We start from the raw sequence: 26,160 nt of genomic DNA on the forward strand, positions 1-26,160 counted from the left end.
GACTAACTCTCTATGAGGCTTTCGCGCGCTTCATACGCCAGCCGCACAGGCGCAAACGAGCGGCGGTGAATCGGCGTCGGGCCCAGGCGTGCCAGCGCTTCCAGATGAACGGGCGTCGGGTAGCCTTTGTGACCACCGATGCCGTAACCCGGGTAAATCAGTTCGAAAGCGGCCATTTCGCGATCGCGGCTGACCTTGGCCAGAATCGATGCAGCGGCAATAGCCGGGACCTTGCTGTCACCCTTGACCACTGCTTCGGCGCGCATGGACAGTTTCGGGCAGCGGTTACCGTCGATCATCGCCAGTTTTGGCTGAATGTGCAGGCCTTCGATCGCACGCTGCATGGCCAGCATGGTGGCATGGAGGATGTTCAGCTCATCGATTTCTTCGACTTCCGCACGCGCGATGCACCAGCTCAGGGCCTTCTCGCAGATTTCGTCGTAAAGCTTTTCGCGCCGGGCTTCGGTGAGCTTCTTCGAATCGTTGAGACCGAGGATCGGACGGTTCGGATCGAGGATCACGGCAGCAGTCACCACGGCACCGCAGAGCGGGCCGCGACCGACTTCGTCAACACCGGCAACCAGATCTTCGACTTCAGCGACCAAGGTGAAATCCAGCCCCATTTGCATGTTTGTTTTACTCATTGTACTTGGCCGATCAGCTTCAGCACTGCATCCGCAGCCTGGTTGGAGGCGTCCAGACGCAAGGTCCGGTGGATTTCGTCGAAGCCACGTGTCTGTTCTTCGCCACCTTCGATCAATGGCGACAGCGTCTGGGCCAGCGCCTCAACCGTCGCATCGTCCTGCAGCAACTCGGGCACCAACAGGCGCTGGGCCAACAGGTTAGGCAACGAGACGTAGGGGCTCTTCACCATGCGCTTGAGAATCCAGAACGTCAGAGGCGCCAAACGATAAGCGACGACCATCGGACGCTTGTACAGCAAGGCTTCAAGGGTAGCCGTTCCGGAGGCGATCAACACCGCGTCGCAGGCTGCCAGCGCCAGATGGGACTTGCCATCGAGCAGGGTCAGCGGCAGATCGCGACCGGCGAGCAACTCTTCAAGCTGCGCCCGGCGCTGAGGACTGGCGCACGGAACAATGAACCGCACGCCTGGGCGCATGGCGCGCAAACGCTCGGCAGTATCAAGGAACAACGTGCCCAGGCGCCCGACTTCGCCACCGCGACTGCCGGGCATCAGCGCGACCAGTGGCCCATCAGGCAAACCAAGCTCGGCGCGTGCGGCGCGACGATCAGCTTCGAGGGGTATCGCATCGGCCAGGGTGTGCCCGACAAACCGCACCGGCACGCCCTTCTCTTCATAGAATTTTGCTTCAAACGGGAACAGCGTCAGCATCAGGTCGCAGCCTTCGCGAATCTTCAGCACCCGCTTCTGCCGCCACGCCCAGACCGACGGGCTGACGTAGTGCACGGTCTTGATCCCGGCCTGACGCAACTTGAGTTCGATATTGAGATTGAAGTCCGGGGCATCGATACCGATGAACACATCCGGCTTCTCGGCGATCAGGTCAGCAATCAGCGTCTTGCGACGCTTGAGCAACTCGCGCAGGCGACCCAGCACTTCCACCAGGCCCATGACCGAGAGACGTTCCATCGGGAAATACGAGGTCAGGCCTTCGGCCTGCATCAGCGGACCACCGACACCGATGAACTCGACCGCCGGGTGTTGTGCCTTGAGCGCACGCATGAGACCGGCGCCCAGAATGTCACCGGAAGCCTCACCCGCCACCAGCGCAATACGCAGATTAGTCATGATTAACGTGTGATGCCGCGAGTCGAAGACTGGATGGAATCACGAAACACCGCGACTTCCGGAAACTGCGCCGAGGGCTCGGCCAGTTCGGCGAGCGCTTGTTCGACGGTCAGGCCCTGGCGGTAAACCACCTTGTAGGCTCGACGCAGGGCGTGGATCGCGTCTTCGCTGAAACCACGGCGACGCATGCCTTCGAAGTTCATGCTGCGCGCTTCGGCCGGGTTGCCAAACACGGTGACGTAAGCGGGAACGTCCTTGCCAATGGCGGTGCCCATGCCGGAAAAGCTGTGGGCGCCGATGTGGCAATACTGGTGAACCAGGGTAAACCCGGACAGGATCGCCCAGTCTTCAACGTGCACATGGCCCGCCAGCGCGGTGTTGTTGACCAGGATGCAGTGGTTGCCGATGACGCTGTCATGGCCGATGTGGGCATAGGCCATGATCAGATTGTGATCGCCCAAGGTCGTTTCCGAACGGTCCTGAATGGTCCCGCGATGAATCGTCACGCCTTCACGGATGACGTTGTGGTCACCGATAACCAGACGGGTTTCTTCACCTTTGTATTTCAGATCGGGCGTGTCCTCGCCTACCGAAGAAAACTGGTAGATGCGATTGTGCTTACCGATTCGGGTCGGGCCCTTGAGGATCACATGCGGCCCGATCACTGTCCCCTCGCCGATTTCCACACCTGCGCCGATGATCGACCAAGGGCCGACCTCAACGTCGTCAGCCAGAATGGCCGACGGATCGATGATTGCGCGAGGGTCAATCAAACTCATACTTTTTGTTCCGCACAGATGATCTCGGCCGAGCAAACTGGCTTGCCATCCACCGATGCCTGGCATTCAAACTTCCAGATCTTGCGCTTGCAGCTGATGAAGGTCGCTTCAAGGATCAACTGGTCGCCAGGCTTGACCGGCTGACGGAAACGCAGTTTGTCGGAGCCGACGAAGTAATACAGGGTGCCATCAGCCGGCTTCACGTCGAGCATCTTGAAGCCAAGGATCCCGGCAGCCTGAGCCATCGCTTCGATGATCAGCACGCCCGGCATGATTGGGTGCGCAGGGAAGTGACCATTGAAGAACGGTTCGTTGATGCTGACATTCTTGTAGGCGCGAATGCGCTTGCCTTCCACATCCAGATCCACGACCCGGTCCACCAGCAGGAACGGGTAACGGTGAGGCAGGTATTCGCGAATCTCGTTGATGTCCATCATTTCGGGGGGAAGCCTATGTAAAGATTGGAAACGCGCGACTGACGCGCGTTTCTCTAGCAAATCAAGGAGGCAGTCTAGTGGCTGTGCACACTTGATATGGAAATGGTATCAGCCATCTGATGAAGCATTACCGTCAGGGGTCACGTCCCCAACGCGCTTTTCCAGCTGTCGCAGCCGCCGCGCGATGTCATCAAGCTGACGGATACGTGCCGCGCTTTTGCGCCATTCGGCAGCCGGTTGCATGGCCGTACCGGAAGAGTAGGAACCCGGTTCGGTAATCGAATGGGTCACCATGGTCATCCCGGTGATGAAAACCTTGTCGCAAATGTCGATATGCCCCACCAGCCCTACGCCACCGGCGAGCATGCAATGCTTGCCGATTTTGGTGCTGCCGGAAATCCCCACGCACGCGGCCATGGCGGTGTGGTCACCGACCTGGACGTTGTGGGCGATCTGAATCTGATTGTCGAGCTTGACGCCATTACCGATGACGGTATCGGCCAGCGCACCGCGGTCGATGGCGGTATTCACGCCGATCTCCACATCGTCACCGACCAGAACACCACCGATCTGGGCGATTTTCTGCCAGATGCCTTTCTCGTTGGCAAAGCCGAAGCCTTCGCCACCCAGCACCGCACCGGATTGAATCACCACCCGTTTGCCGATGCGCACGTCGTGATACAGCGTGACGCGCGGTGCGAGCCAGCCACCTTCGCCAATGACGCTACGGGCGCCGATGAAGCAGTGCGCGCCGATGGTCGTACCAGCATGAACCCGCGCCCCGCTTTCGATGACCACAAATGCACCGATACTCGCCGCCGGATCGACCACCGCGTCCGCCGCCACTACCGCTGTCGGATGAATACCGACAGCCGCCTTGGGCTTGGGATCGAACAGATGGGAAACACGTGCATAAGCCAGGTAAGGGTCGGGCACCACCAGCGCATCACCGGAAAAACCTTCGGCGTCAGCGGCTTTCAGCAACAAGGCTGCAGCCCGGCTGTCGGCCAGGTATTTACGGTATTGGGGATTTGCCAGAAAGCTCAACTGAGCTGGGCCAGCCTCTTGCAAAGTGGCCAGCCCAGTAATTTCCTTCTCCGGGTCGCCACGCAGGGTGGCGCCGAGGAACTCGGCCAACTGGCCGAGTTTCATGGTCGCTGTCATGGATTACTTCAGCTGATTCATGCGCTCGATAACCTGGCGAGTGATGTCGTACTGAGGTTTGACATCAATCACTGCGCCACGCTCGAAGACCAGGTCAAAAGCACCTTTCTTGATGACTTCTTCCACAGCACTGTCCAGCTTCGGCTTGAGCTGCTTCAACATTTCACGGTCAGCAACGGCTTTGGCTTCGTTCAGTTCCTTGGACTGGAACTGGAAGTCACGGGCCTTTTGCTTGAATTCAAGCTCCAGACGCTCACGCTCGCCTTGCTGCATCTTGTCGCCGCCCGCCATCAGACGGTCCTGAATGCCCTTGGCGCTGCTTTCCAGCGTCTTGAGCTTGGTCAGTTGCGGACCGAACTTCTTCTCGGCATCCACGGCGTATTTCTTCGCCGCGTCGGATTCCAGCAGAGCCATCTGATAGTTCAGAACGGCGATTTTCATGTCGGCAAAAGCCGGACCTGCTACCAGTACGGTCGCCAGGAGAACCAATTGAGTCAACTTACGCACGATGCACTCCTACAAAATCCATTGTCGTTATCTTGGGTCAGACGCTTAGAACGTCTGGCCGAGGGAGAATTGGAACACTTGAGTTTCAGCCTCATCCGGTTTCTTGATTGGCATGGCCAACGCGAAACTCAGAGGACCCAGTGCGGTGACCCATGTCACACCTACACCGACAGAGCTGGCCATGTTGCTCAGGCTGATGTCGTTGCATGCGGTTTGAGCGCTTGAACCGATATTTGCGTTCGTCGTTTTTTCGCAGCTGGAGTCGAATACGTTACCCACATCCCAGAATACCGAAGTACGCAGGGAACGCTGATCCTTGACGAATGGCATCGGGAACAGAACCTCGACACCGCCCTGGATCAACACGTTACCACCGAATGGCAGCGGATCCTGGTCCGGGTCGGCGAGCGTACCGGCGTTGCCCGTCACAGACTCGCCACGACTCGGCGTACTGCGAGGACCGAGAGTGCTGTCCTTGAAGCCACGAACCGAGTTGAAACCACCAGCATAGTAGTTTTCATAGAACGGCAAGCCATCGGTCGAACCGTAACCATCGCCATAGCCCAGTTCGGTGTGCAGGCGCATGGTGTAGTTTTCAGACAATGGCTGGAACAGCTGGCCACGGTAATCAAGTTTGAAGAACGACAGGTCACTGCCCGGCGTCGTGGATTCCAGCACAAGGCTTTGGGAATGACCACGGGTCGCCAATACGCCTTTGTTCAGGGTCGACTCGGACCAGCCGGCCGAAGCCTTGAAGTTCAGGTAGTTGTCGCCTTCCTTCTGAACGAAGTCGAAGATCTCGTCAACGGTGTATTGACCGGTCTTGATCTTGTCCTGTTGCGCGGTCAGGCCGAAGGTCAGACGCGACGTTTCGCTGATCGGGTAGCCGACACTCACGCCCGCACCCAGACTGTCTACCGCATAGCTGGCTACATCGACATCGAGATCGTCATAGTCAGTGGTGCGATAGAACGCGTTGTAACCCAGGCTCACACCGTCAGCCGTCCAGTAGGGGTCGACATAACCGAAGTTATAGCGGCTCTGGTATTCACTGCGGGTCAAGCCGACGCTGACCTTGTTACCAGTACCCAGGAAGTTGTTCTGGGTGATCGAACCACCGAGGATCAGACCGGCACTCTGTGCAAAGCCGACGCTGGCAGTAATCGAACCGGAAGCTTGTTCTTCAACGCTGTAGTTCACGTCAACCTGGTCATCGACACCTGGAACGGCCGGGGTTTCGACGTTGACTTCCTTGAAGAAGCCCAGACGCTCAAGACGGGTCTTGGACTGGTCGATCAGGTAAGTCGAAGCCCAGCCACCTTCCATCTGACGCATTTCACGACGCAGCACTTCGTCTTCGGACTTGGTGTTGCCGCGGAAGTTGATGCGGTTGACGTAAGCACGCTTGCCCGGATCGACAGCGAAAGTGATATCGACGGTGTGGTCTTCATCGTGCGGCTGAGGCACGCCGTTGACGTTGGCGAAGGTGTAACCCTCGTTACCCAGACGGCGGGTGATCAGCTCGGACGTGGTGGTCATCAGCTTGCGCGAGAACACCTGGCCTTTCTGCACCAGCAGCAACGACTTGACCTGGTCCTCAGGGACTTTCAGGTCGCCGCTCAGCTTGACGTCACGAACGGTGTACTTCTCGCCTTCGTTGACGTTGACGGTGATGTAGACGTGTTTCTTGTCCGGGGTGATGGACACCTGGGTCGAAGCGATATCCATGTTGATATAGCCACGGTCCAGGTAATAGGAACGCAGACGCTCCAGGTCACCGGAAAGCTTTTCACGAGCGTACTTGTCGTCGTTCTTGAAGAACGACAACCAGTTGGTGGTCTTGAGTTCGAACAGGTCGATCAGGTCTTCATCAGGGAATACCGTGTTACCCACCACGTTGATGTGCTGGATAGCCGCGACGGTGCCTTCGTTGATGTTGACCTTCAGGCCGACGCGGTTGCGCGGCTGCGGCACCACTTCAGTGTCGACGGTAGCCGAGTAGCGACCCTGCGCGACGTATTGGCGCTGCAGTTCGTTACGCACACCTTCGAGCGTGGCACGCTGGAAGATCTCGCCTTCGGCCAGACCGGATTGTTTGAGGCCTTTCATCAGGTCTTCAGTGGAGATCGCCTTGTTACCCTCGATCTCGATACTGGCGACTGACGGACGCTCGGCTACCGTAATGACAAGAACATTGCCATCGCGGCCCAGCTGGATATCTTGAAAGAACCCGGTTTTGAACAGCGCACGAGTGGATTCCACCAGGCGACGATCATCCGCCTGTTCACCGACGTTCAACGGCAAGGCACCAAAGACGCTACCCGCGGAAACCCGCTGGAGGCCATTGACGCGAATATCAGAGATAGTGAAGGACTCGGCGTGAACTTCGGCGATCATCAATACGGTGAGAACCGCAGTTAGCAGCAGACGTTTCATGAAGTCCTTTCTTATTCCAACTGGCAATAAACAAACTGCCGCAAAATGCGGCAGATTCGCAATTCAGCGAAGTGTTACAGACGACCCAAATCATTGACCAGGGCAAGCAACATCACCCCGACCACCAAACTGATGCCGATCTGTATCCCCCAACCCTGCACCCGATCCGACAAGGGGCGACCACGCGCCCACTCGATCAGATAAAACAATAAATGTCCCCCATCCAGTACAGGAATGGGCAACAAATTCAGAACCCCCAGGCTAATACTAAGATAAGCAAGGAAATTCAGGAAATCAGCAACGCCCGACTGGGCAGAAGCGCCCGCCACTTTAGCAATGGTTATCGGTCCACTCAAGTTTTTTACCGAGAGCTCACCGAACAACATTTTCTTGAGCGAATCGAGGGTCAGTACGCTCATGGTCCAGGTGCGTCGAGCCCCCTCGCCAATCGCTGCCAAAGGACCGTAACTGACCTCGCGAATCATCTCCGGCGGCCAATCGATTGCTTTCACCCCGGCGCCGAGATAACCACTGGGCGACTTTTTCTCGCCGCGAGCAGCGAGCGTCACAGGGACGTCGATTTGAGCACCATCGCGCTCGACGCGCAGCATGATTTTGGTATCCGGTTGCTTACGGACGATGTCGACCACCTGTTGCCAGTCATCGAGCGCCTTGCCATCAAGCGCCAACAACCGGTCGCCGGTTTTCAGGCCAGCCGCCTGTGCCGGACCTTTCGGATCGAGCTCAGCCAGAACTGGCGGCAACGCCGGACGCCAAGGGCGGATACCCAGCGAATGAATCGGATCAGGCTCATCAGCGCCCTTGAGCCATTTATCCAGGACCAGCTCACGAGGCGAATCCGCTGTGGAACCCTGCTCGCGGACCAGCACCTGAAGGGAACCGCTCTCGCCGAGGCGACGGACCAGTTGTAGATTGACTGCGCCCCAACCCGAAGTCGGCTCACCATCGATGGCGACAATTTCCTGACCCGGGCTCAAACCGGCCTTGGCGGCGATACTGCCGGACTCCACGGCACCGATGACAGGCCGCACCTGCTCGCTGCCGAGCATCGCGAGCCCCCAGAAAAAAATCATCGCCAGTAAAAAGTTGGCAATCGGACCCGCCGACACAATGGCAATGCGCTGACGGACGGATTTGCGATTGAAGGACTGATCGAGCTGATCGGCTGGTACTTCGCCTTCGCGCTCATCGAGCATCTTCACGTAGCCGCCCAGCGGGATCGCAGCTACGACGAACTCAGTACCTTTCTTGTCGTGCCAGCGCAGCAAAGGCATGCCGAAGCCCACGGAGAAGCGCAGCACTTTGACCCCACAGCGACGCGCGACCCAGAAATGGCCGAATTCGTGGAAGGTGACCAGCACGCCCAGGGCTACCAGGGTGCCGACAATCATATAGAGCGCGCTCATCTACTTTCTCCGCAATCCTATCCAGTGCTGCATGGGCTAACGTGTTGCAGCACTTACCGCCCGTGGCGACTCAACCATTGCTCCACCAGGACCCGCGCTTTCGCGTCAGCCGTGAACACCGCCTCGAGATCATCCACCGCGACCACAGGCTCGAGATTCAAGACTTCTTCGATGATACTCGCGATTTCCAGATAGCGAACCCGCCCGTCGAGAAAGGCCGCGACTGCCACTTCATTTGCCGCATTGAGCACGGCTGGCGCGCTATTGCCCGCCTCGGCAGCCTGACGGGCCAGTCGCAGGCATGGGAAGCGTTCTTCATCGGGCGCCTGGAAATCCAGACGTGCGATGGCGAACAGGTCCAGCGGTGCAACCCCCGAATCAATACGCTCCGGCCAGGCCAGGGCGTTGGCGATCGGCGTGCGCATATCGGGATTGCCCAACTGAGCCAAAACCGAACCGTCGATGTAGTCGACCAGCGAATGAATCACACTCTGCGGGTGAATCACCACTTCCACCTGGGATGGCTTGGCGTCGAACAGCCAGCAGGCCTCGATCAGCTCGAGCCCCTTGTTCATCATGCTCGCCGAATCCACGGAAATCTTGCGCCCCATGGACCAGGTCGGGTGAGCACAGGCTTGCTCAGGGGAAACATCGGCCAGCTCGGCCAAAGGTGTCTGCCGGAACGGGCCGCCAGAGGCTGTCAGCAAGATCCGACGCACCCCCACCGCCCCGAGCCCACGGGAAAAATCCTGCGGCATGCACTGGAAAATCGCGTTGTGCTCGCTGTCGATCGGCAGCAGCACCGAACCGCTTTTTCGTACGGCCTGCATGAACAGCGCGCCGGACATCACCAGCGCTTCTTTGTTGGCCAGGAGAATTTTCTTGCCGGCTTCAACGGCCGCCAGGGTCGGACGCAAGCCCGCCGCACCGACGATGGCCGCCATGACCGTATCGACTTCAGGGTCGGCAGCGACCTGACACAGGCCCTCCTCCCCCACCAGCACGCGAGTCGACAGACCGGCTGCACGCAAATCGTCCTGCAAGACCCGGGCAGCGCTCTGCTCTGGCACGACGGCAAACCGAGGCCTATGACGGACGCAAAGCGCATGCAACTCGCTCAGACGCGTGAAGCCGCTCAGGGCAAAAACCTGATAACGTTCGGGATGACGGGCAATGACGTCGAGCGTGCTCAGACCGATCGAACCGGTCGCCCCCAGAACGGTAATCTGCTGTGGGCGGCTCACGGTGCCGCCATCCACAACAGCACAGCAAACACAGGGATCGCGGCCGTCAGACTGTCGATGCGATCCAGCACACCGCCGTGACCTGGCAGCAGATTACTGCTGTCCTTGATCCCGGACTGGCGCTTGAACATGCTTTCGGTGAGATCACCCACTACCGAGATGAACACGATAATTGCAGCACCGATCAACCCTTTGAACAGCTCGGCCACCGTCCAGTCGCGAACCAGGCCGACAATCACGGTGATGACCAGGCTTAGCGCCAGGCCGCCATACACGCCTTCCCAGCTCTTGCCGGGACTGACCAGCGGCGCAAGTTTGCGCTTGCCGAAGGCCCGACCGGAAAAGTAGGCGCCGATATCGGCACCCCAGACCAGCACCATCACCGCCATGATCAACCAATTGCCCAATGGGTATTGTTTGATCTGCACCAGACCTTGCCAGGCCGGCAACAGGATCAGCAGCCCGATCACCAGCTTGCAAGCGGCACTGGACCAAAGCTCGCTGGAGCGCGGATAGGTCAGCACCAGATAGGTCGCCACACCCCACCACAGCACCGAGGCGCCTAACACCCAAGGCGCAAGCCCTGGCAGGATGTGCATGACAAACAGCATCAATGCGACCACTGCTGCGTAGGCGACGCGAATCGATTGAGCGGCAAAACCCGCCAGGCGCGCCCATTCCCAGGCACCGAGGGTCACAACCAGCCCGATGAACAGCGCGAAGCCGGAACCTTCGAGCAGGAAAAACCCGCACAAGGCAATCGGCAGCAGTATCAGCGCGGTGATGATTCGTTGTTTAAGCATTAAACCCGGGCCCCAGCCTCGACCTGCTCGCTCGTTTTACCGAAGCGCCGCTGACGAGAAGCGAAATCGGCCAGCGCAGTGCGCATAGCGTCGTGTTTGAAGTCCGGCCAGAACAGGTCGGAGAAGTACAACTCGGCGTAGGCCAGTTGCCACAGCAGGAAGTTACTGATGCGGTGCTCGCCACCGGTACGAATGCACAGATCCGGCAATGGAAGGTCGCCGGTGGCCAGACAGGTTTGCAACAGCTCCGGGGTGATGTCTTCCGGACGCAGATGGCCGGCCTGGACTTCCCGCGCCAGACGCTGCGCAGCTTGCGCGATGTCCCACTGACCGCCGTAGTTGGCGGCGATCTGCAGGACGAAGCGATTGGCACCCGCCGTCATGGCTTCAGCCTCGCGCATGGCCGCCTGAAGCTCTGGATGAAAGCGCGAGCGGTCGCCAATGATGCGCAGACTGATGTTGTTTTCGTTCAGGCGCTTGGCCTCGCGACGCAATGCCTTGAAGAACAGGTCCATCAAGGCACTGACCTCATCGGCCGGGCGCTGCCAGTTCTCGCTGGAGAAGGCGAACAGGGTCAATACCTCGACCTTGGCCTCGGCACACACCTCGATCACTGCACGAACCGCATCCACGCCCGCTTTATGCCCGGCGACACCCGGCATAAAGCGTTTTTTCGCCCAGCGATTATTGCCATCCATGATGATCGCGACATGGCGCGGCACCGCGGACGGCGCAACCTGCTTGGTCTTTTCCATGAAAACGCGACCCTTATACGGCCATCAGGTCTTTTTCTTTCTGCGCCAGCTTCGCGTCGATTTCAGCCACGTATTTCTTGGTCAGATCATCAATCTCGCCAGTGGCGCGACGCTCTTCGTCTTCGCTGATTTCTTTTTCCTTGACCAGATCCTTGAGCTGGCTGTTCGCGTCACGACGGATGTTGCGCACCGCAACACGGGCATCTTCAGCGACGTCACGAGCCTGTTTGGTGAAGCCCTTACGGGTTTCTTCGGTCAGGGCCGGCATGGAAATCAACAGCAACTCACCCAGGTTGGTCGGGTTGAGGTTCAGACCAGCGCTGCCGATGGCCTTGTCGACGGCACCCAGCATGTTGCGCTCAAAGGCAACGACTTGCAGGGTACGAGCGTCTTTGACGGTGATGTTGGCTACTTGCTTGATCGGAGTGTCGGAACCGTAATACGGCACCATCACGCCCTCGAGAATGCTTGGGTGCGCTTGGCCCGTGCGGATACGGCCGAAGTTGTGCGCCAGCGATTCCAGGGATTTGGTCATGCGCTCTTGAGCGTCTTTTTTGATTTCGTTGATCATTGTTGGCCTTCCTCGATCAGGGTCCCTTCAGCGCCACCATGCACGATGTTCAGCAGGGCGCCGGGCTTGTTCATGTTAAATACGCGCAACGGCATCTTGTGGTCGCGGCACAGGCAAATGGCCGTCAGGTCCATCACGCCCAGCTTGCGATCCAGCACTTCATCGTAGGTCAGATGATCGAACTTCTCGGCATGCGGGTCCTTGAATGGATCTGCGGTGTAAACACCATCGACCTTGGTCGCTTTCAGTACGACGTCAGCGTCGATTTCGATCGCACGCAAGCAGGCTGCCGAATCCGTGGTGAAGAACGGATTGCCGGTACCGGCCGCGAAGATCACGACTTCTTTGGCGTTGAGGTGGCGCATGGCTTTGCGGCGATCATAGTGATCGGTCACGCCCACCATGGAAATGGCCGACATCACGATGGCCGAGATATTGGCACGTTCCAGCGCATCGCGCATGGCCAGGGCGTTCATCACAGTGGCCAGCATGCCCATGTGGTCGCCGGTAACCCGATCCATGCCGGCCGCGCTCAGCGCAGCACCGCGGAACAGGTTGCCGCCGCCGATCACCAGACCGACCTGAACACCGATGCCGACCAGTTGGCCGACTTCCAGCGCCATGCGATCCAGAACTTTCGGATCGATCCCGAACTCTTCCGAGCCCATCAGGGCCTCGCCGCTAAGCTTGAGTAGAATGCGTTTATAGCGAGCCTGATAACCACTGCCCTGCTGAGCCATTGCGAATCTCTCCTGCGGCGTATTTTAAAAATTCTTTGCGAGCTGTTTACAGCTGGCGTTCACTCTAGCTTGGCGCTGCTTCAGCGCCATCGGAACATGGCTTTGTAAGCCAGTTCCAAAAGGAAACCAATAAAAAATTGGTGCCCCATCTGAAAAGAGGCTGCGCGCGTAAGCGGGCAGCCTCTTCAGGGCGACAGTTAAAAAACCGTCTTATTGCTTGGCAGCAGCCAGCTGGGCAGCAACTTCTTCAGCGAAGTTGTCGACCGGCTTCTCGATGCCTTCGCCTACTTTGAAGTAGGTGAAAGAAACGATTTCAGCACCGGCTTTCTTGGCCAGGTCGCCGACCTTGATTTCAGGGTTCTTGACGAACGCCTGCTCAACCAGGCTCGCTTCAGCCAGGAACTTGCTGATACGGCCTTTGACCATGTTTTCAACGATGTTTTCCGGCTTGCCGGCGATCTTGTCAGCGTTGAGGGTCAGGAACACGCCCTTCTCACGCTCGACCGCTTCAGCGGAAACTTCCGATGGCAGCAGGAATTCAGGGTTGGTGGCCGCTACGTGCATAGCGATGTCTTTGGCCAGCTCAACGTCGCCGCCCTTCAGAACAACCGCAACACCGATCTTGTTGCCGTGCAGGTAACCACCAACAACATCACCTTCAACGCGAGCCAGGCGACGGATGTTGACGTTTTCGCCAACCTTGCCGACCAGAACCAGGCGATCGGCTTCTTGAGCTTCGATCAGCGGAGCAACGTCAGTCAGTTTGTCAGCGAACGCTTTTTCAACGCTGCCAGCAACAAATGCCTTGAAGTCGTCCTGCAGAGCCAGGAAGTCGGTCTGCGAGTTCACTTCCAGCAGAACGGCGGATTTACCGTCTTCCTTCAGAGCGATCGCGCCTTCAGCAGCTACGTTGCCTGCTTTCTTGGCAGCCTTGATGGCGCCCGAAGCGCGCATGTCATCAATGGCTTTTTCGATGTCGCCGCCAGCCTTGGTCAAGGCCTTTTTGCAGTCCATCATGCCTTCGCCAGTACGCTCGCGCAGTTCTTTTACCAACGCTGCAGTAATCTCTGCCATTTCAAAATTCCTCTTGGATAGGTTTTCAACCATTCCACCCGATCGAACGGGCGTTCAATTCTTCCCGAACCACCCTTGTTAGCAGCTGCAAGTTACAATTGCTGTAAATGCGCCACCGGACAAATGGTTTTCGAGGTGGCAAAAAGGGGGCCAAGCCCCCTTTTTGCTTACTGAGTCAACGCCAGGGCGTCAATTACTCAGCTGCAGCTGCCGGAGTTTCTTCAACGAACTGCTCGGTGCCACCAGCAACGTGGTTGCGACCGCGGATTACAGCGTCAGCCATCGAACCCATGTACAGCTGGATAGCGCGGATTGCGTCATCGTTGCCTGGGATGATGTAGTCAACGCCTTCCGGGCTGCTGTTGGTATCGACTACGCCGATAACCGGGATGCCCAGCTTGTTGGCTTCGGTGATCGCGATGCGCTCGTGATCAACGTCGATAACGAACAGAGCGTCTGGCAGACCGCCCATGTCCTTGATACCACCCAGGGAACGATCGAGCTTCTCAAGATCGCGAGTGCGCATCAGCGCTTCTTTCTTGGTCAGCTTGGCGAAAGTACCGTCTTCGGCTTGCACTTCAAGGTCACGCAGACGCTTGATGGAAGCACGGATGGTTTTGAAGTTGGTCAGCATGCCGCCCAACCAGCGGTGATCGACGTACGGCGAACCGCAACGTGCTGCTTCTTCAGCAACGATCTTGCCAGCGGAACGCTTGGTGCCGACGAACAGAATCTTGTTTTTGCCCTGGGCCAGACGCTCTACGAAAGTCAGAGCTTCGTTGAACATTGGCAGGGTTTTTTCAAGGTTGATGATGTGGATCTTGTTACGAGCGCCGAAAATGTATTTACCCATTTTCGGGTTCCAGTAACGGGTCTGGTGACCGAAGTGCACACCGGCCTTCAGCATATCGCGCATGTTGACTTGGGACATGATAGTTCCTTAATAAGTCGGGTTTGGCCTCCACGTATCCCAATGACCAACCAGCAGCATCAGCTGAAGGCACCCAGGTCATCGTGTCGACACGTGTGTGGATTTAAGCCTTTCGGGGTATCCCCGGAAAGCGGCGCATTTTATATCACAAGACTCCAAAAAACGGAACCCGGATTCTCGATTCCTGACGCGCGTCTTCTTCGACGCCCTTGGAATCGCTCAAGAATGCGCCTATCTATAGAGAGAAGCGATGCACAGAGGCTCAGATTTGCGCTGATCGTCTGTTAGAATCGCGTTTTTCAGGGCGGCGAAGATCAATCGCACATTGCCCATTCCGTGTTAGCAAGCGCCATCGAGCGCAGAGAGAGCCTGTATGACCGTCACCCTCAAAACCCCGGAGGACATCGCAAAAATGCGTGTCGCCGGCAAACTGGCCGCCGATGTGCTGGAAATGATTGCTGAACATGTCAAGCCGGGCATCACCACCGAAGAACTGGACCGCATCTGCCACGACTACATCGTCAACGTGCAGCAGGCCATTCCTGCCCCGCTCAACTACAAAGGCTACCCGAAGTCGATCTGCACCTCGATCAACCACGTGGTCTGCCACGGCATTCCGAACGAGAAGCCATTGAAGGACGGTGACACGCTGAACATCGACGTCACCGTGATCAAAGATGGCTACCACGGCGACACCAGCCGCATGTTCCACGTCGGCACCGTACCGGTCTGGGCCGAGCGCCTGTCGCAAGTGACCCAGGAATGCATGTACAAGGCCATCGAAATCGTCAAACCCGGCTGCCGCCTGGGCGACATCGGTGAAGTGATTCAGAAGCACGCCGAAAAGAACGGTTTCTCGGTGGTTCGCGAGTTCTGCGGCCACGGCATCGGCAAGGTGTTCCACGAAGAGCCGCAGATCCTGCACTACGGCCGCGCCGGTACCGGCATGGAACTGAAGGCCGGCATGACCTTCACCATCGAGCCGATGATTAACCAGGGCAAGGCCGACACCAAGGTGTTGGGCGATGGCTGGACCGCGATCACCAAGGACCGCAAGTTGTCGGCGCAGTGGGAGCACACGCTGGTAGTGACCGACACCGGTTACGAGATCTTCACCTTGCGCAGCGATGACACCATCCCGCGCGTTTCGGCCTGATCCGACCCGCGTCGCTCCCAGCCTTATAGATAGATAGGAAAGCCAATCAATGCCGCAGGTGGATCCCGAACTCTTCGACCGTGGCCAGTTCCAGGCGGAACTGGCCCTGAAGGCCAGCCCGATCGCGGCTTTCAAGAAGGCGATCCGCCAGGCCCGCGAGGTCCTTGACGCGCGCTTTCGCAGCGGCCGTGAGATTCGCCGGCTGATCGAGGATCGCGCCTGGTTCGTCGACAACATCCTGCAAAAGGCCTGGGAGCAATTTAACTGGAGCGAAGACGCCGACATCGCGCTGGTCGCGGTCGGCGGCTACGGTCGCGGTGAGCTGCACCCTTATTCGGATATCGATCTGCTGATCCTGCTGGACAGCGCCGACCACGAAGTTTTCCGTGACTCCATCGAGCGTTTTCTGACGCTGTTGTGGGACATCGGCCTGGAAGTCGGTCAGAGCGTTCGCTCCGTCGACGAATGCGCGGTAGAAGCCCGCGCCGACCTGACGGTGATTACCAACCTGATGGAAAGCCGCACCATCGCCGGCCCCGAGCGCCTGCGTCAGCGCATGCTGGATGTCACCAGCACCGCGCACATGTGGCCGAGCAAGGACTTCTTTCTGGCCAAACGTGCCGAACAGAAGGCCCGTCACCACAAGTACAACGACACCGAATACAACCTGGAACCCAACGTCAAAGGCTCGCCCGGCGGCCTGCGGGATATTCAGACGATTCTGTGGGTGGCCCGGCGCGAGTACGGCACCCTGAACCTGTGGGCCCTGGCGGGCGAAGGTTTCCTGGTCGAGAGTGAAAACGCCTTGCTGGCCTCCTCCCAGGAATTCCTGTGGAAGGTTCGTTATGCGCTGCACATGCTTGCCGGTCGCTCCGAAGATCGCTTGCTGTTCGACCACCAGCGTTCGATCGCCGGGCTGCTGGGTTTCCAGGGCGATGACGCCAAGCACGCCATCGAAAACTTCATGCAACAGTATTACCGGGTGGTCATGAGCATCGCCCAGCTCAGCGACCTGATCATCCAGCACTTCGAGGAAGTCATCCTCGCGCCGGAAGATGAAGCGCCGCCGCAACCGATCAACTCGCGGTTCCAGTTGCACGACGGTTACATCGAGGCGCGCAACGACAACGTGTTCCACCGCACGCCGTTCGCCATGCTCGAGATCTTCGTGCTGATGGCCCAGCAGCCGGAAATCAAAGGCGTGCGCGCCGACACCATTCGTTTGCTGCGGGAAAACCGCCATCTGATCGACGACGATTTCCGCAACGACATTCGCAATACCAGCCTGTTTATCGAACTGTTCAAGTGCAAGATCGGTGTCCACCGCAACCTGCGGCGGATGAACCGTTACGGCATCCTCGGACGTTATCTGCCGGAGTTCGGCTTTATTGTCGGGCAGATGCAACACGACCTGTTTCACATCTATACGGTCGACGCGCACACGCTGAACCTGATCAAGCACCTGCGTAAGTTGCAGTACACGCAAGTGTCGGAAAAATTCCCGTTGGCCAGCAAGCTTATGGGCAAGCTGCCCAAGCCAGAGCTGATCTACCTCGCCGGTCTGTACCACGACATCGGCAAAGGCCGGCATGGCGATCACTCGGATATCGGCGCAGTGGATGCCGAGGCCTTCTGCCAGCGCCACCAATTGCCCGTGTGGGACAGCCGCCTGATCGTCTGGCTGGTACAGAACCACCTGGTGATGTCGACCACCGCCCAGCGCAAGGATTTGTCCGATCCGCACGTGATCCACGACTTCGCGCAGATCGTCGGTGACGAAACCCACCTCGATTACCTGTACGTGCTGACCGTCGCGGACATCAACGCCACCAACCCGACACTGTGGAACTCCTGGCGCGCCAGCCTGTTGCGCCAACTCTACACCGAGACCAAACGTGCGTTGCGTCGCGGCCTGGAGAACCCGGTGGATCGTGAAATGCAGATCCGCCAGACCCAGAGCGCCGCCCTCGATATTCTGGTACGCGGCGGCACCGACCCGGACGACGTCGAACAGTTGTGGTCGCAATTGGGTGATGACTATTTCCTGCGTCACACCGCCGGCGACGTGGCCTGGCACACTGACGCGATCCTGCAGCAGCCGGCCGACGGCGGCCCGCTGGTGCTGATCAAGGAAACCACCCAGCGCGAGTTCGAGGGCGGTACGCAAATCTTCATCTATGCGCCGGACCAGCACGACTTCTTCGCTGTGACGGTGGCGGCGATGGACCAGTTGAACCTGAACATTCACGACGCCCGGGTCATCACCTCCAGCAGCCAGTTCACCCTCGACACCTACATCGTGCTCGACACCGACGGCGATTCGATTGGCGATAACCCGGCGCGGGTCAAACAGATCCGCGAAGGCCTGACCGAAGCCCTGCGCAACCCGGACGATTACCCGACGATCATCCAGCGTCGCGTGCCGCGCCAGCTCAAGCATTTCGCCTTTGCGCCACAGGTGACGATCCATAACGACGCCCAGCGCCCGGTGACCGTGCTGGAGCTCAGCGCCCCGGATCGGCCGGGCTTGCTGGCGCGGATCGGCACGATTTTCCTCGAATTTGATCTGTCGCTGCAAAACGCCAAGATTGCGACGCTCGGCGAGCGCGTGGAAGACGTGTTCTTCATTACCGATGCGAACAACCAGCCATTGTCCGACCCGTTGCTGTGCAGCCGTTTGCAGGATGCGATCGTCGAACAGCTGACCGTCAGTAACGAACCTGATATCAAACTGTCGCGAATCAGTATCTGAATTAACGAATTCCCCCCTGTGGGAGCGGGCATGTGGCGAGGGGATTTATCCCCGTTGGGGCGCGAAGCGGCCCCAAAATCTGCGACTGCTTCGCAGTCGAACGGGGATAAATCCCCTCGCCACACAGGCTCGCTCGCACAATGAAAGAGGCCCTCATGAACAACGCTTTGTCCCAGCTGCAGCCCTACCCGTTCGAGAAGCTCCGCGCCCTGCTCGGCAGCGTCACGCCAAACCCGGACAAGCGCCCTATCGCCCTGTCCATCGGCGAGCCTAAGCACCGTTCGCCAAGCTTTGTCGCCGAAGCCCTGTCCAGCAATCTGGATCAGATGGCCGTTTATCCGACCACTCTGGGTATCCCAGCCCTGCGTGAAGCCATCGCCGCCTGGTGCGAACGCCGTTTCAACGTGCCGAACGGCTGGCTCGACCCGGCGCGCAACGTCCTGCCGGTCAATGGCACCCGCGAGGCGCTGTTCGCGTTCACCCAAACCGTGGTCAACCGTGGCGACGATGCGCTGGTGGTCAGTCCGAACCCGTTCTATCAGATCTATGAAGGTGCGGCGTTCCTCGCCGGCGCCAAGCCGCATTACCTGCCGTGCCTGGACGAAAACGGCTTCAACCCGGATTTCGATGCGGTTTCGCCAGACATCTGGAAGCGCTGCCAGATCCTGTTCCTGTGCTCGCCGGGCAACCCGACCGGCGCGCTGATCCCTGTCGACACCCTGAAAAAGCTGATCGCCCTGGCCGACGAGTACGACTTCGTGATCGCTGCGGACGAGTGCTACAGCGAACTGTATTTCAACGAACAAACCCCGCCCGCCGGCCTGCTCAGCGCCTGCGCGGAACTGGGCCGCAAGGACTTCAAGCGCTGTGTGGTGTTCCACAGCCTGTCCAAGCGCTCCAACCTGCCTGGCCTGCGTTCGGGTTTTGTCGCGGGTGATGCCGAGATACTCAAAGGCTTCCTGCTGTATCGCACTTACCACGGCTGCGCAATGCCGGTTCAGACTCAGCTGGCCAGCGTCGCGGCATGGAATGACGAAGTGCATGTGCGCGCCAACCGTGCGCTGTATCGCGAGAAGTATGACGCGGTGCTGGAAATCCTTGGTCCGGTCATGGATGTGCAGCGTCCGGATGGCGGTTTTTACTTGTGGCCCAATGTTGAAGGCGATGACGAGGCGTTCTGCCGTGATCTTTTTGTTGAAGAACACGTGACCGTAGTGCCGGGCTCCTACCTTTCCCGCGAGGTTGACGGTGCCAATCCGGGGGCCGGTCGAGTGCGCATGGCGCTGGTTGCGCCACTGTCGGAATGCGTTGAAGCGGCAGAGCGGATTCGCAACTTTGTAACTCGCCACAAGTAACTCGAAACTTGCCTGCACTGTGCAACGCAGTGCAGTGCAGGCATCAATTTCTCATCGCAACGACAACTAACAAATAGCAACTTTACGCCCCACCACATACATAACTACTCTCCAGTTAGAACCACGACTTATTACCCACCCTATAAGTTCTAACAAGGAGCGCAATAATGCCTCACACACACCCATGCAAAGTTATCAGCAATTTTGACGAGCAAGCCTCTTATGAAGCTGCCATCAATGAAAACTCTGACAATAAAAACGTCTCTGATACTGGAGGCAGGCAAAAACGCGGTGTCGCCACTCATAGTAAATTTTGGGCCAGTTACAGGACGCTTAAAATAGCCTTTCTCAACCCGCCCTCCGATGCACACCGCCAAGCCGCGATAGCAGCCATCAAGCAATGGCAGCCCTCCATTAACCTGACTCTGGAGTTCGCAAGCGATGCTGAGGGTGATATTAGAATCACCATGGAAGCGCCTTCGAACTATTCAGCCATTGGCACCGATGCCACCCTGCGCGGGCCTGGCGAGAATACGATGAACATTGGCACCGACCTGTCACATCCGGGGTTCGAAAGTGCCGTTTTGCACGAGTTCGGACATGCACTGGGGATGGAACATGAACATCAACACCCAAAATCCGGCATCCCTTGGAACAAGCCGCTCGTCTATCACTACTACCTGACGAATTACAATTGGTCCAAGGAAGAAGTCGACCACAACTTATTCAGAACACTGGAAACAACAAACAATCGAACCACCCCCTATGACCCGACATCGATTATGCATTATGCGATTCCCAACGAACTGACCACAGGCGACTGGTTCGTGGACAAAAATAAAACAATCAGTCAGAACGATAGAAGATTGATGCGCAAGATCTACCCCAAGCAAACATAATCAAATAAAAAATCAAACCCAATAATACACGGATGTATATATATATGACTAACTCACCTTATTACTTCATCAGAAAACCAGAAGATATCCAGGCTTCTTACGACGTTGCCATCGCTGAAAATCCTGCGAATCGCGGAGTCTCTGTAACCGCTCGTAAAAAGCGGGCAACCGGCAAGCACACAAACTTCTGGGCTCCGGGCCGCACATTGCGCATTGCATTTCTGAACGGCGATCAAAGCTTTAAGGACGCCGTCAAGGCTGCGGCCAGTAACTGGTTGCCATACGTGAATCTGAAGTTCGACTTCGTCGAAGGTGAAGTCGGTGATATCCGCATCAAGAGCGAACCAGGCGTGTACTGGTCTTATATTGGCACCAACGCCTTGATCGAGACCGATCAGAGCCTCCCAACCATGCGTCTGTCACCGGATCACCACCTTTCCTTAAAATTTTTCATCGCCAATGCCATGCACGAATTTGGCCATATGCTGGGCGCAGAACATGAACACCTGCACCCCGAGTCGAACATTCCCTGGAACAGACGGGCAGTCTACGCGGCCCATGGTGTGGATGAAGATGCGGATGAGGACGACTACGTGCGTCGCAGCGTTGACGAACGCTACTTCAACCTTCTTGACGCCAGCGAAGTTGTTTATTCGCCCTACGATCCGCAGTCGATCATGCACTATCCCGTTCACCAGGAATGGACCGAAGGCAACTTCAAGATCGATCTTAATCTTGTACTCAGTCAAAAGGACAAGGCGTTCATGGCCGAGATTTATCCTTTTCCCACCACGTTTTGATCAAACAAGTATGACCAGCCCCACGTCAAATCCATACAAAAAACCAAGGACGGCAACACATGAACCAACCTAAATACTGCAAGATTATTAAAACCCCCGACTTGCCAGCCTCTTATACTGCTGCAGTCAACGAACGCCTCAGTAACGGAGCGATCAACAGCGGCGTTCGAAATAAAAGAAGCGTCGGCGAACACACCAAGTATTGGACCCCCGGTAGAACTTTGAAAATTCTCGTTTACAGCTTCAACGAACATTCATTTGAAGCCGTAAAAAAAGGCGCTAGCAAATGGCTCCCTTACATCAATCTAAAATTCGAATTCATTGAAATGGATGAAGACGACATCTTCAACTCCGATGAGTTCCTGGGCGATATCCGAGTCGACTTCCACCCATTTCTTAACGACGCTGGCAGCTCAGCAATAGGGACTGACTCACTCACGGGGCACCCTCACACCCCCTCGATGACATTAGGAACTCTCTTTACTTCTTCCCGCTTCGAGTTCACCGTCATACATGAATTCGGCCATGCGTTAGGGCTGCATCATGAGCATCAACATCCTGATGCGGGAATACCCTGGGACCGGGAAAAAGCCTATGTCCATTTCGCGAATTCTGCTGGCTATTCCAAAGCGCAAGTGGACGCGAATGTCTTTCCACTTGAGCGCGCGCCTCATCGGACCTACGCACCCTACGACCGAAAATCAGTGATGCACTATCAAGTCTTCAACGAACTCACCGTGGGCGACTGGCATCAATCTGAAAACTGGAACATCAGCGAAGGAGACATCGCGTTCATGCGCCGGATTTATCCATAAGTTCCTATAGCGCTATTTCACTGCACCCAAACTAGCTTCCCTCAAATCAAGTTCTCCCAGCACTTGCGCAGCACGTCATCATCAATCTGGTGATGACGGCTGATCTTGTACAACTCCAGGCGCTGCGCCCGCAGCGCCTTCAAACGTAATCGGCGGTTTTACGCCCAACAACCCGCAGGATCGCGCCATATCAGCCGCCTGGACTGATCCCTGCCCCTTGCACCTATGTCGCACGCGACCACCATGAAACACTGCAACCCCTGTAGGAGCCGAGCTTGCTCGCGATGGTCGTTAACGATAACGCTACAAGTCTGTCACCCTGCGGTGTTCTCAGGTTCATCGCGAGCAAGCTCGGCTCCTACATGACAAACCCAACCAAGGCCGACGCGAAACCGTCTGGTCATGGCATAATCCTTCACCTTTTTTCCAGCATCTGCAAAGGGGGCAATTCCTTGACCGTTTCAAGCAAAACGTTGCACCTTTTCGGTATCAAAGCCTGCGACACCATGAAAAAGGCGCGCACCTGGCTCGATGAACACGCTGTCAGCTATGACTTTCATGATTACAAAACGGTCGGAATCGACCGTGAACACCTGACCCAATGGTGCGACGAGCACGGCTGGCAAGTGGTGTTGAACCGTGCAGGCACGACCTTTCGCAAGCTCGACGACGAACGCAAAGCCGATCTCGACCAGCCGAAAGCCATCGAACTGATGCTCGCACAACCCTCGATGATCAAGCGCCCGGTGCTTGATCTCGGTGACCGAACCCTGATTGGCTTCAAGCCAGATATCTACGCGGCAGCGCTCAAGTAAGCCCGCCCGTTCAATATTTTTAGAGGTATTCACATGTCCACTACCCTGTTCAGCCTGGCCTTTGGTGTCGGCACTCAAAACCGTCAAGGCGCGTGGCTGGAAGTGTTTTACGCACAGCCATTGCTCAACCCGTCGGCCGAACTGATTGCGGCTATCGCGCCGGTTCTGGGCTACACCGAGGGCAATCAGGCGATCGCTTTCAGCACCGCTCAGGCCTCGCAACTGGCTGAAGCCGTCAAAGGCATCGACGCGGCACAGGCTGCCCTGCTGACCCGTCTGGCCGAAAGCCACAAGCCGCTCGTCGCGACCATTCTGGCTGAAGACGCGCAACTGACTTCCACGCCTGAGGCTTACCTCAAGCTGCACCTGCTGTCCCATCGTCTGGTCAAGCCGCACGGCCTGAACCTGGCGGGCGTGTTCCCGCTGCTGCCGAACGTCGCGTGGACCAGCCAGGGCGCAATCGACCTGGCCGAACTGGCCGAGCATCAACTGGAAGCCCGTCTGCGCGGCGAGTTGCTGGAAGTGTTCTCGGTGGACAAGTTCCCGAAAATGACCGACTACGTGGTTCCGGCCGGCGTGCGCATCGCTGACGCGGCACGTATTCGTCTGGGTGCCTATGTTGGCGAAGGCACCACCGTGATGCACGAAGGTTTCGTCAACTTCAACGCCGGCACCGAAGGCCCGGGCATGATCGAAGGCCGCGTTTCCGCGGGTGTCTTCGTCGGCAAGGGTTCGGACCTGGGCGGCGGTTGCTCGACCATGGGCACCCTGTCGGGCGGCGGCAACATCGTGATCAAGGTCGGCGAAGGCTGCCTGATCGGCGCCAACGCCGGCATCGGTATCCCGTTGGGCGACCGCAACACCGTTGAATCGGGCCTGTACGTGACCGCTGGCACCAAAGTGGCGCTGCTGGACGAGAACAACAAGCTGGTCAAGGTCGTGAAGGCCCGTGAACTGGCCGGTCAACCTGACCTGCTGTTCCGCCGCAATTCGGAAACCGGTGCCGTGGAATGCAAAACCCACAAATCGGCGATCGAACTGAACGAAGCGCTGCACGCTCACAACTAAGCAGAGCGTCACACGATAACCCTGTAGGAGCAGCCGGTCGACGCTCGATTGCTCGCGATGGACGTGAACGATAACGCACGGCACCAGACAGTACGTGTCGTCTATGCGTTTTTCGCGAGCAAGCTCGCTCCTACAAGGTCAGGCGTACACCTCGCCCATGTTTAGCAGGGCCCCATAGCATGATGATTCCCTCTCCCTGGCGCGCCGATTTTCCGGCCATCGCCGCCCTGCAACGGCAAGACCAGACCTATCTGGACAACGCCGCCACCACCCAAAAACCTCAAGCCCTGCTGGATGCCCTGGCGCATTACTACGCCAATGGCGCGGCCAACGTGCATCGGGCGCAACACCTGCCCGGCGCTCATGCCACCCAGGCGTTCGAGGACAGCCGCAGCAAAGTCGCCCACTGGCTGAATGCCGGCGAATGCGGGCAAATCATCTTCACTCACGGCGCGACCTCCGCGCTGAACCTCCTGGCCTATGGCCTGGAGCACTTGTTCGATCCGGGCGACGAGATTGTCATCAGCGCCCTGGAGCATCACGCCAACCTGCTGCCGTGGCAGCAACTGGCCCACCGTCGCGCGTTGAAACTGGTGATCCTGCCGCTGGATACCGACGGTTTGATCGACCTCGATGCCGCCGCGTCGATGATCGGCCCGCAGACTCGCTTGCTGGCGATCAGTCAGCTGTCCAACGTGCTCGGCGCCTGGCAGCCGCTGCCCGCCCTGCTGGCGATGGCGAAGGCACACGGCGCGTTGACCGTAGTCGATGGCGCGCAAGGCGTGGTCCATGGTCGGCATGATGTGCAGGCGCTGGGTTGCGACTTCTATGTGTTTTCCAGCCACAAACTCTACGGCCCCGATGGCCTGGGCGTGTTGTTCGGGCGCCATGAAGCGCTCAAGCAACTGCGCCATTGGCAGTTCGGCGGCGAAATGGTGCTGGATGCGGATTACCAGCACGCACGCTTTCGCCCGGCGCCGCTGGGATTCGAAGCGGGCACGCCACCGATTTCGAGCGTGATTGGTCTTGGGGCGACGCTGGATTACCTCGCAGGCCTCGATCAGGACGCGGTTTCGGCCCATGAGGCTGCGTTGCACGACTATTTGTTGAAAGGCCTTGAGGCACGCAACGGCATCCGACTGCTGGGCAAACCGCAACTGGCGCTGGCGAGTTTTGTCGTCGAGGGTGTGCATAACTCTGATCTGGCGCATTTGCTGACAGAACAGGGAATTGCGGTGCGCGCCGGTCATCACTGCGCCATGCCATTACTGAAAAGCTTTGAACTGGCCGGGGCGATTAGGGTGTCGTTGGCGCTGTATAACGATTCCGAAGATCTGGAGCGGTTCTTTGAAGCGCTGGATCAGGCGCTGGAGCTGTTGCGATGAACCTCCCCGCAGATGCCGTCACGGCGCTCGAAACCTTTCGGGCTGCCGCTGGCTGGGAACAACGCGCTCGGATACTGATGCAATGGGGCGACCGTCTGCCGGCGTTGAGCGATGTGGATAAGGTCGACGCCAACCGCGTGCATGGCTGTGAAAGTCAGGTGTGGTTGGTGGGCTCGCTGCAGGACGGTCACTGGCAGTTTGCCGCGAGCAGCGATGCGCGATTGATTCGCGGGTTGGTGGCGTTGTTGCTGGCGCGGGTTAACGGGTTGTCGGCGGTTGAGTTGCGGCAGGTGGATTTGCCGGAGTGGTTTGATCAGCTTGGGCTGAGCCGTCAACTGTCGCCGTCGCGCAGCAATGGCCTCAATGCCGTGCTGCAGCGAATGCGGAGCCTGAGCGATGTGTAGGAGCTGCCGAAGGCTGCGATCTTTTGATTTTGATTTTCAAGATCAAAAGATCGCAGCCTTCGGCAGCTCCTA

General features: G+C 57.9%; 25 protein-coding genes. 10 read left to right on the forward strand and 15 right to left on the reverse strand.

The features are described 5' to 3' along the window. Nucleotides 1-2: 2 nt before the first annotated feature. The 15 genes from rnhB to rpsB form a co-directional block, all read right to left on the reverse strand. Nucleotides 3-629 (reverse strand): ribonuclease HII, encoded by a 627-nt coding sequence (rnhB, locus tag ACYZTL_RS09800; RefSeq protein WP_214384702.1) that lies wholly within the window; start codon nucleotides 627-629, stop codon nucleotides 3-5. 11 nt (nucleotides 630-640) lie between these two features. After that, the gene (gene lpxB / locus ACYZTL_RS09805) at nucleotides 641-1,771 is read right to left on the reverse strand and encodes a lipid-A-disaccharide synthase (RefSeq protein WP_461951618.1); all 1,131 of its coding nucleotides are present in this window, start codon (nucleotides 1,769-1,771) and stop codon (nucleotides 641-643) included. A gap of 2 nt (nucleotides 1,772-1,773) precedes the next feature. Beyond that, nucleotides 1,774-2,550: an acyl-ACP--UDP-N-acetylglucosamine O-acyltransferase gene (gene lpxA, locus ACYZTL_RS09810; RefSeq protein ID WP_084322280.1), complete on the reverse strand. Its 777-nt coding sequence runs from the start codon at nucleotides 2,548-2,550 to the stop codon at nucleotides 1,774-1,776. Then, the gene (gene fabZ, locus ACYZTL_RS09815) at nucleotides 2,547-2,987 is read right to left on the reverse strand and encodes a 3-hydroxyacyl-ACP dehydratase FabZ (RefSeq protein WP_008028982.1); all 441 of its coding nucleotides are present in this window, start codon (nucleotides 2,985-2,987) and stop codon (nucleotides 2,547-2,549) included. The genes lpxA and fabZ overlap by 4 nt, the downstream gene beginning before the upstream one ends. Nucleotides 2,988-3,095: 108 nt before the next feature. After that, nucleotides 3,096-4,151, reverse strand: coding sequence for a UDP-3-O-(3-hydroxymyristoyl)glucosamine N-acyltransferase (gene lpxD / locus ACYZTL_RS09820; protein WP_461951619.1), 1,056 nt, complete (start codon nucleotides 4,149-4,151; stop codon nucleotides 3,096-3,098). 3 nt (nucleotides 4,152-4,154) lie between these two features. After that, nucleotides 4,155-4,658 carry an OmpH/Skp family outer membrane protein gene (locus ACYZTL_RS09825; RefSeq protein ID WP_008028980.1) on the reverse strand — a complete coding sequence of 168 codons (504 nt, stop codon included), beginning with the start codon at nucleotides 4,656-4,658 and terminating at the stop codon, nucleotides 4,155-4,157. Nucleotides 4,659-4,703: 45 nt separating this feature from the next. Next, complete coding sequence (gene bamA, locus ACYZTL_RS09830; protein WP_461951620.1) at nucleotides 4,704-7,094, reverse strand: outer membrane protein assembly factor BamA; 2,391 nt, start codon at nucleotides 7,092-7,094, stop codon at nucleotides 4,704-4,706. A 74-nt stretch (nucleotides 7,095-7,168) separates the two neighbouring features. Then, entirely contained in the window at nucleotides 7,169-8,521 is a 1,353-nt protein-coding gene (gene rseP / locus ACYZTL_RS09835; RefSeq protein WP_461951621.1) for a sigma E protease regulator RseP, read from the reverse strand. Between the two features lie 53 nt (nucleotides 8,522-8,574). Then, entirely contained in the window at nucleotides 8,575-9,765 is a 1,191-nt protein-coding gene (gene ispC / locus ACYZTL_RS09840; protein ID WP_461951622.1) for a 1-deoxy-D-xylulose-5-phosphate reductoisomerase, read from the reverse strand. Beyond that, complete coding sequence (locus ACYZTL_RS09845; protein WP_461951623.1) at nucleotides 9,762-10,568, reverse strand: phosphatidate cytidylyltransferase; 807 nt, start codon at nucleotides 10,566-10,568, stop codon at nucleotides 9,762-9,764. Before ACYZTL_RS09845 ends, ispC begins: the two co-directional genes overlap by 4 nt. After that, on the reverse strand, nucleotides 10,568-11,323 hold the full coding sequence (gene uppS, locus ACYZTL_RS09850) for a polyprenyl diphosphate synthase (protein ID WP_084322274.1): 756 nt from the start codon (nucleotides 11,321-11,323) through the stop codon (nucleotides 10,568-10,570). Before uppS ends, ACYZTL_RS09845 begins: the two co-directional genes overlap by 1 nt. A 13-nt stretch (nucleotides 11,324-11,336) precedes the next feature. After that, complete coding sequence (frr, locus tag ACYZTL_RS09855; RefSeq protein ID WP_461951624.1) at nucleotides 11,337-11,894, reverse strand: ribosome recycling factor; 558 nt, start codon at nucleotides 11,892-11,894, stop codon at nucleotides 11,337-11,339. Continuing rightward, nucleotides 11,891-12,634 (reverse strand): UMP kinase, encoded by a 744-nt coding sequence (gene pyrH, locus ACYZTL_RS09860; protein ID WP_003172271.1) that lies wholly within the window; start codon nucleotides 12,632-12,634, stop codon nucleotides 11,891-11,893. Before pyrH ends, frr begins: the two co-directional genes overlap by 4 nt. Before the next feature lie 210 nt (nucleotides 12,635-12,844). Further along, nucleotides 12,845-13,708, reverse strand: coding sequence for a translation elongation factor Ts (gene tsf / locus ACYZTL_RS09865; RefSeq protein WP_461951625.1), 864 nt, complete (start codon nucleotides 13,706-13,708; stop codon nucleotides 12,845-12,847). Nucleotides 13,709-13,901: 193 nt separating this feature from the next. After that, nucleotides 13,902-14,639, reverse strand: coding sequence for a 30S ribosomal protein S2 (gene rpsB / locus ACYZTL_RS09870; protein WP_461951626.1), 738 nt, complete (start codon nucleotides 14,637-14,639; stop codon nucleotides 13,902-13,904). A gap of 373 nt (nucleotides 14,640-15,012) precedes the next feature. Between rpsB and map the strand changes: the two genes are divergently transcribed. The 10 genes from map to ACYZTL_RS09920 all read left to right on the forward strand — a co-directional run bounded on the left by map (nucleotide 15,013) and on the right by ACYZTL_RS09920 (nucleotide 26,088). Further along, nucleotides 15,013-15,795, forward strand: coding sequence for a type I methionyl aminopeptidase (map, locus tag ACYZTL_RS09875; protein ID WP_150630816.1), 783 nt, complete (start codon nucleotides 15,013-15,015; stop codon nucleotides 15,793-15,795). A gap of 49 nt (nucleotides 15,796-15,844) precedes the next feature. Next, nucleotides 15,845-18,547, forward strand: a complete 2,703-nt coding sequence (locus ACYZTL_RS09880; RefSeq protein ID WP_461951627.1) for a [protein-PII] uridylyltransferase — start codon at nucleotides 15,845-15,847, stop codon at nucleotides 18,545-18,547. 155 nt (nucleotides 18,548-18,702) lie between these two features. Next, nucleotides 18,703-19,902 carry a succinyldiaminopimelate transaminase gene (dapC, locus tag ACYZTL_RS09885; protein WP_461951628.1) on the forward strand — a complete coding sequence of 400 codons (1,200 nt, stop codon included), beginning with the start codon at nucleotides 18,703-18,705 and terminating at the stop codon, nucleotides 19,900-19,902. A 167-nt stretch (nucleotides 19,903-20,069) separates the two neighbouring features. After that, the gene (locus tag ACYZTL_RS09890; RefSeq protein ID WP_461951629.1) at nucleotides 20,070-20,801 is read left to right on the forward strand and encodes a M12 family metallopeptidase; all 732 of its coding nucleotides are present in this window, start codon (nucleotides 20,070-20,072) and stop codon (nucleotides 20,799-20,801) included. 44 nt (nucleotides 20,802-20,845) lie between these two features. After that, entirely contained in the window at nucleotides 20,846-21,601 is a 756-nt protein-coding gene (locus ACYZTL_RS09895) for a zinc metalloprotease (RefSeq protein ID WP_461951630.1), read from the forward strand. A gap of 59 nt (nucleotides 21,602-21,660) precedes the next feature. Then, on the forward strand, nucleotides 21,661-22,416 hold the full coding sequence (locus ACYZTL_RS09900; RefSeq protein ID WP_461951631.1) for a M12 family metallopeptidase: 756 nt from the start codon (nucleotides 21,661-21,663) through the stop codon (nucleotides 22,414-22,416). Between the two features lie 506 nt (nucleotides 22,417-22,922). Further along, on the forward strand, nucleotides 22,923-23,231 hold the full coding sequence (locus ACYZTL_RS09905) for an arsenate reductase (RefSeq protein WP_240050488.1): 309 nt from the start codon (nucleotides 22,923-22,925) through the stop codon (nucleotides 23,229-23,231). 33 nt (nucleotides 23,232-23,264) lie between these two features. Beyond that, nucleotides 23,265-24,299, forward strand: coding sequence for a 2,3,4,5-tetrahydropyridine-2,6-dicarboxylate N-succinyltransferase (gene dapD / locus ACYZTL_RS09910; protein WP_461951632.1), 1,035 nt, complete (start codon nucleotides 23,265-23,267; stop codon nucleotides 24,297-24,299). A 179-nt stretch (nucleotides 24,300-24,478) separates the two neighbouring features. After that, entirely contained in the window at nucleotides 24,479-25,684 is a 1,206-nt protein-coding gene (locus ACYZTL_RS09915) for an aminotransferase class V-fold PLP-dependent enzyme (RefSeq protein ID WP_461951633.1), read from the forward strand. Next, nucleotides 25,681-26,088 (forward strand): SufE family protein, encoded by a 408-nt coding sequence (locus tag ACYZTL_RS09920; protein WP_461951634.1) that lies wholly within the window; start codon nucleotides 25,681-25,683, stop codon nucleotides 26,086-26,088. Before ACYZTL_RS09915 ends, ACYZTL_RS09920 begins: the two co-directional genes overlap by 4 nt. Nucleotides 26,089-26,160: the final 72 nt, after the last annotated feature.

The organism is Pseudomonas sp. LB3P81 (assembly GCF_054897965.1).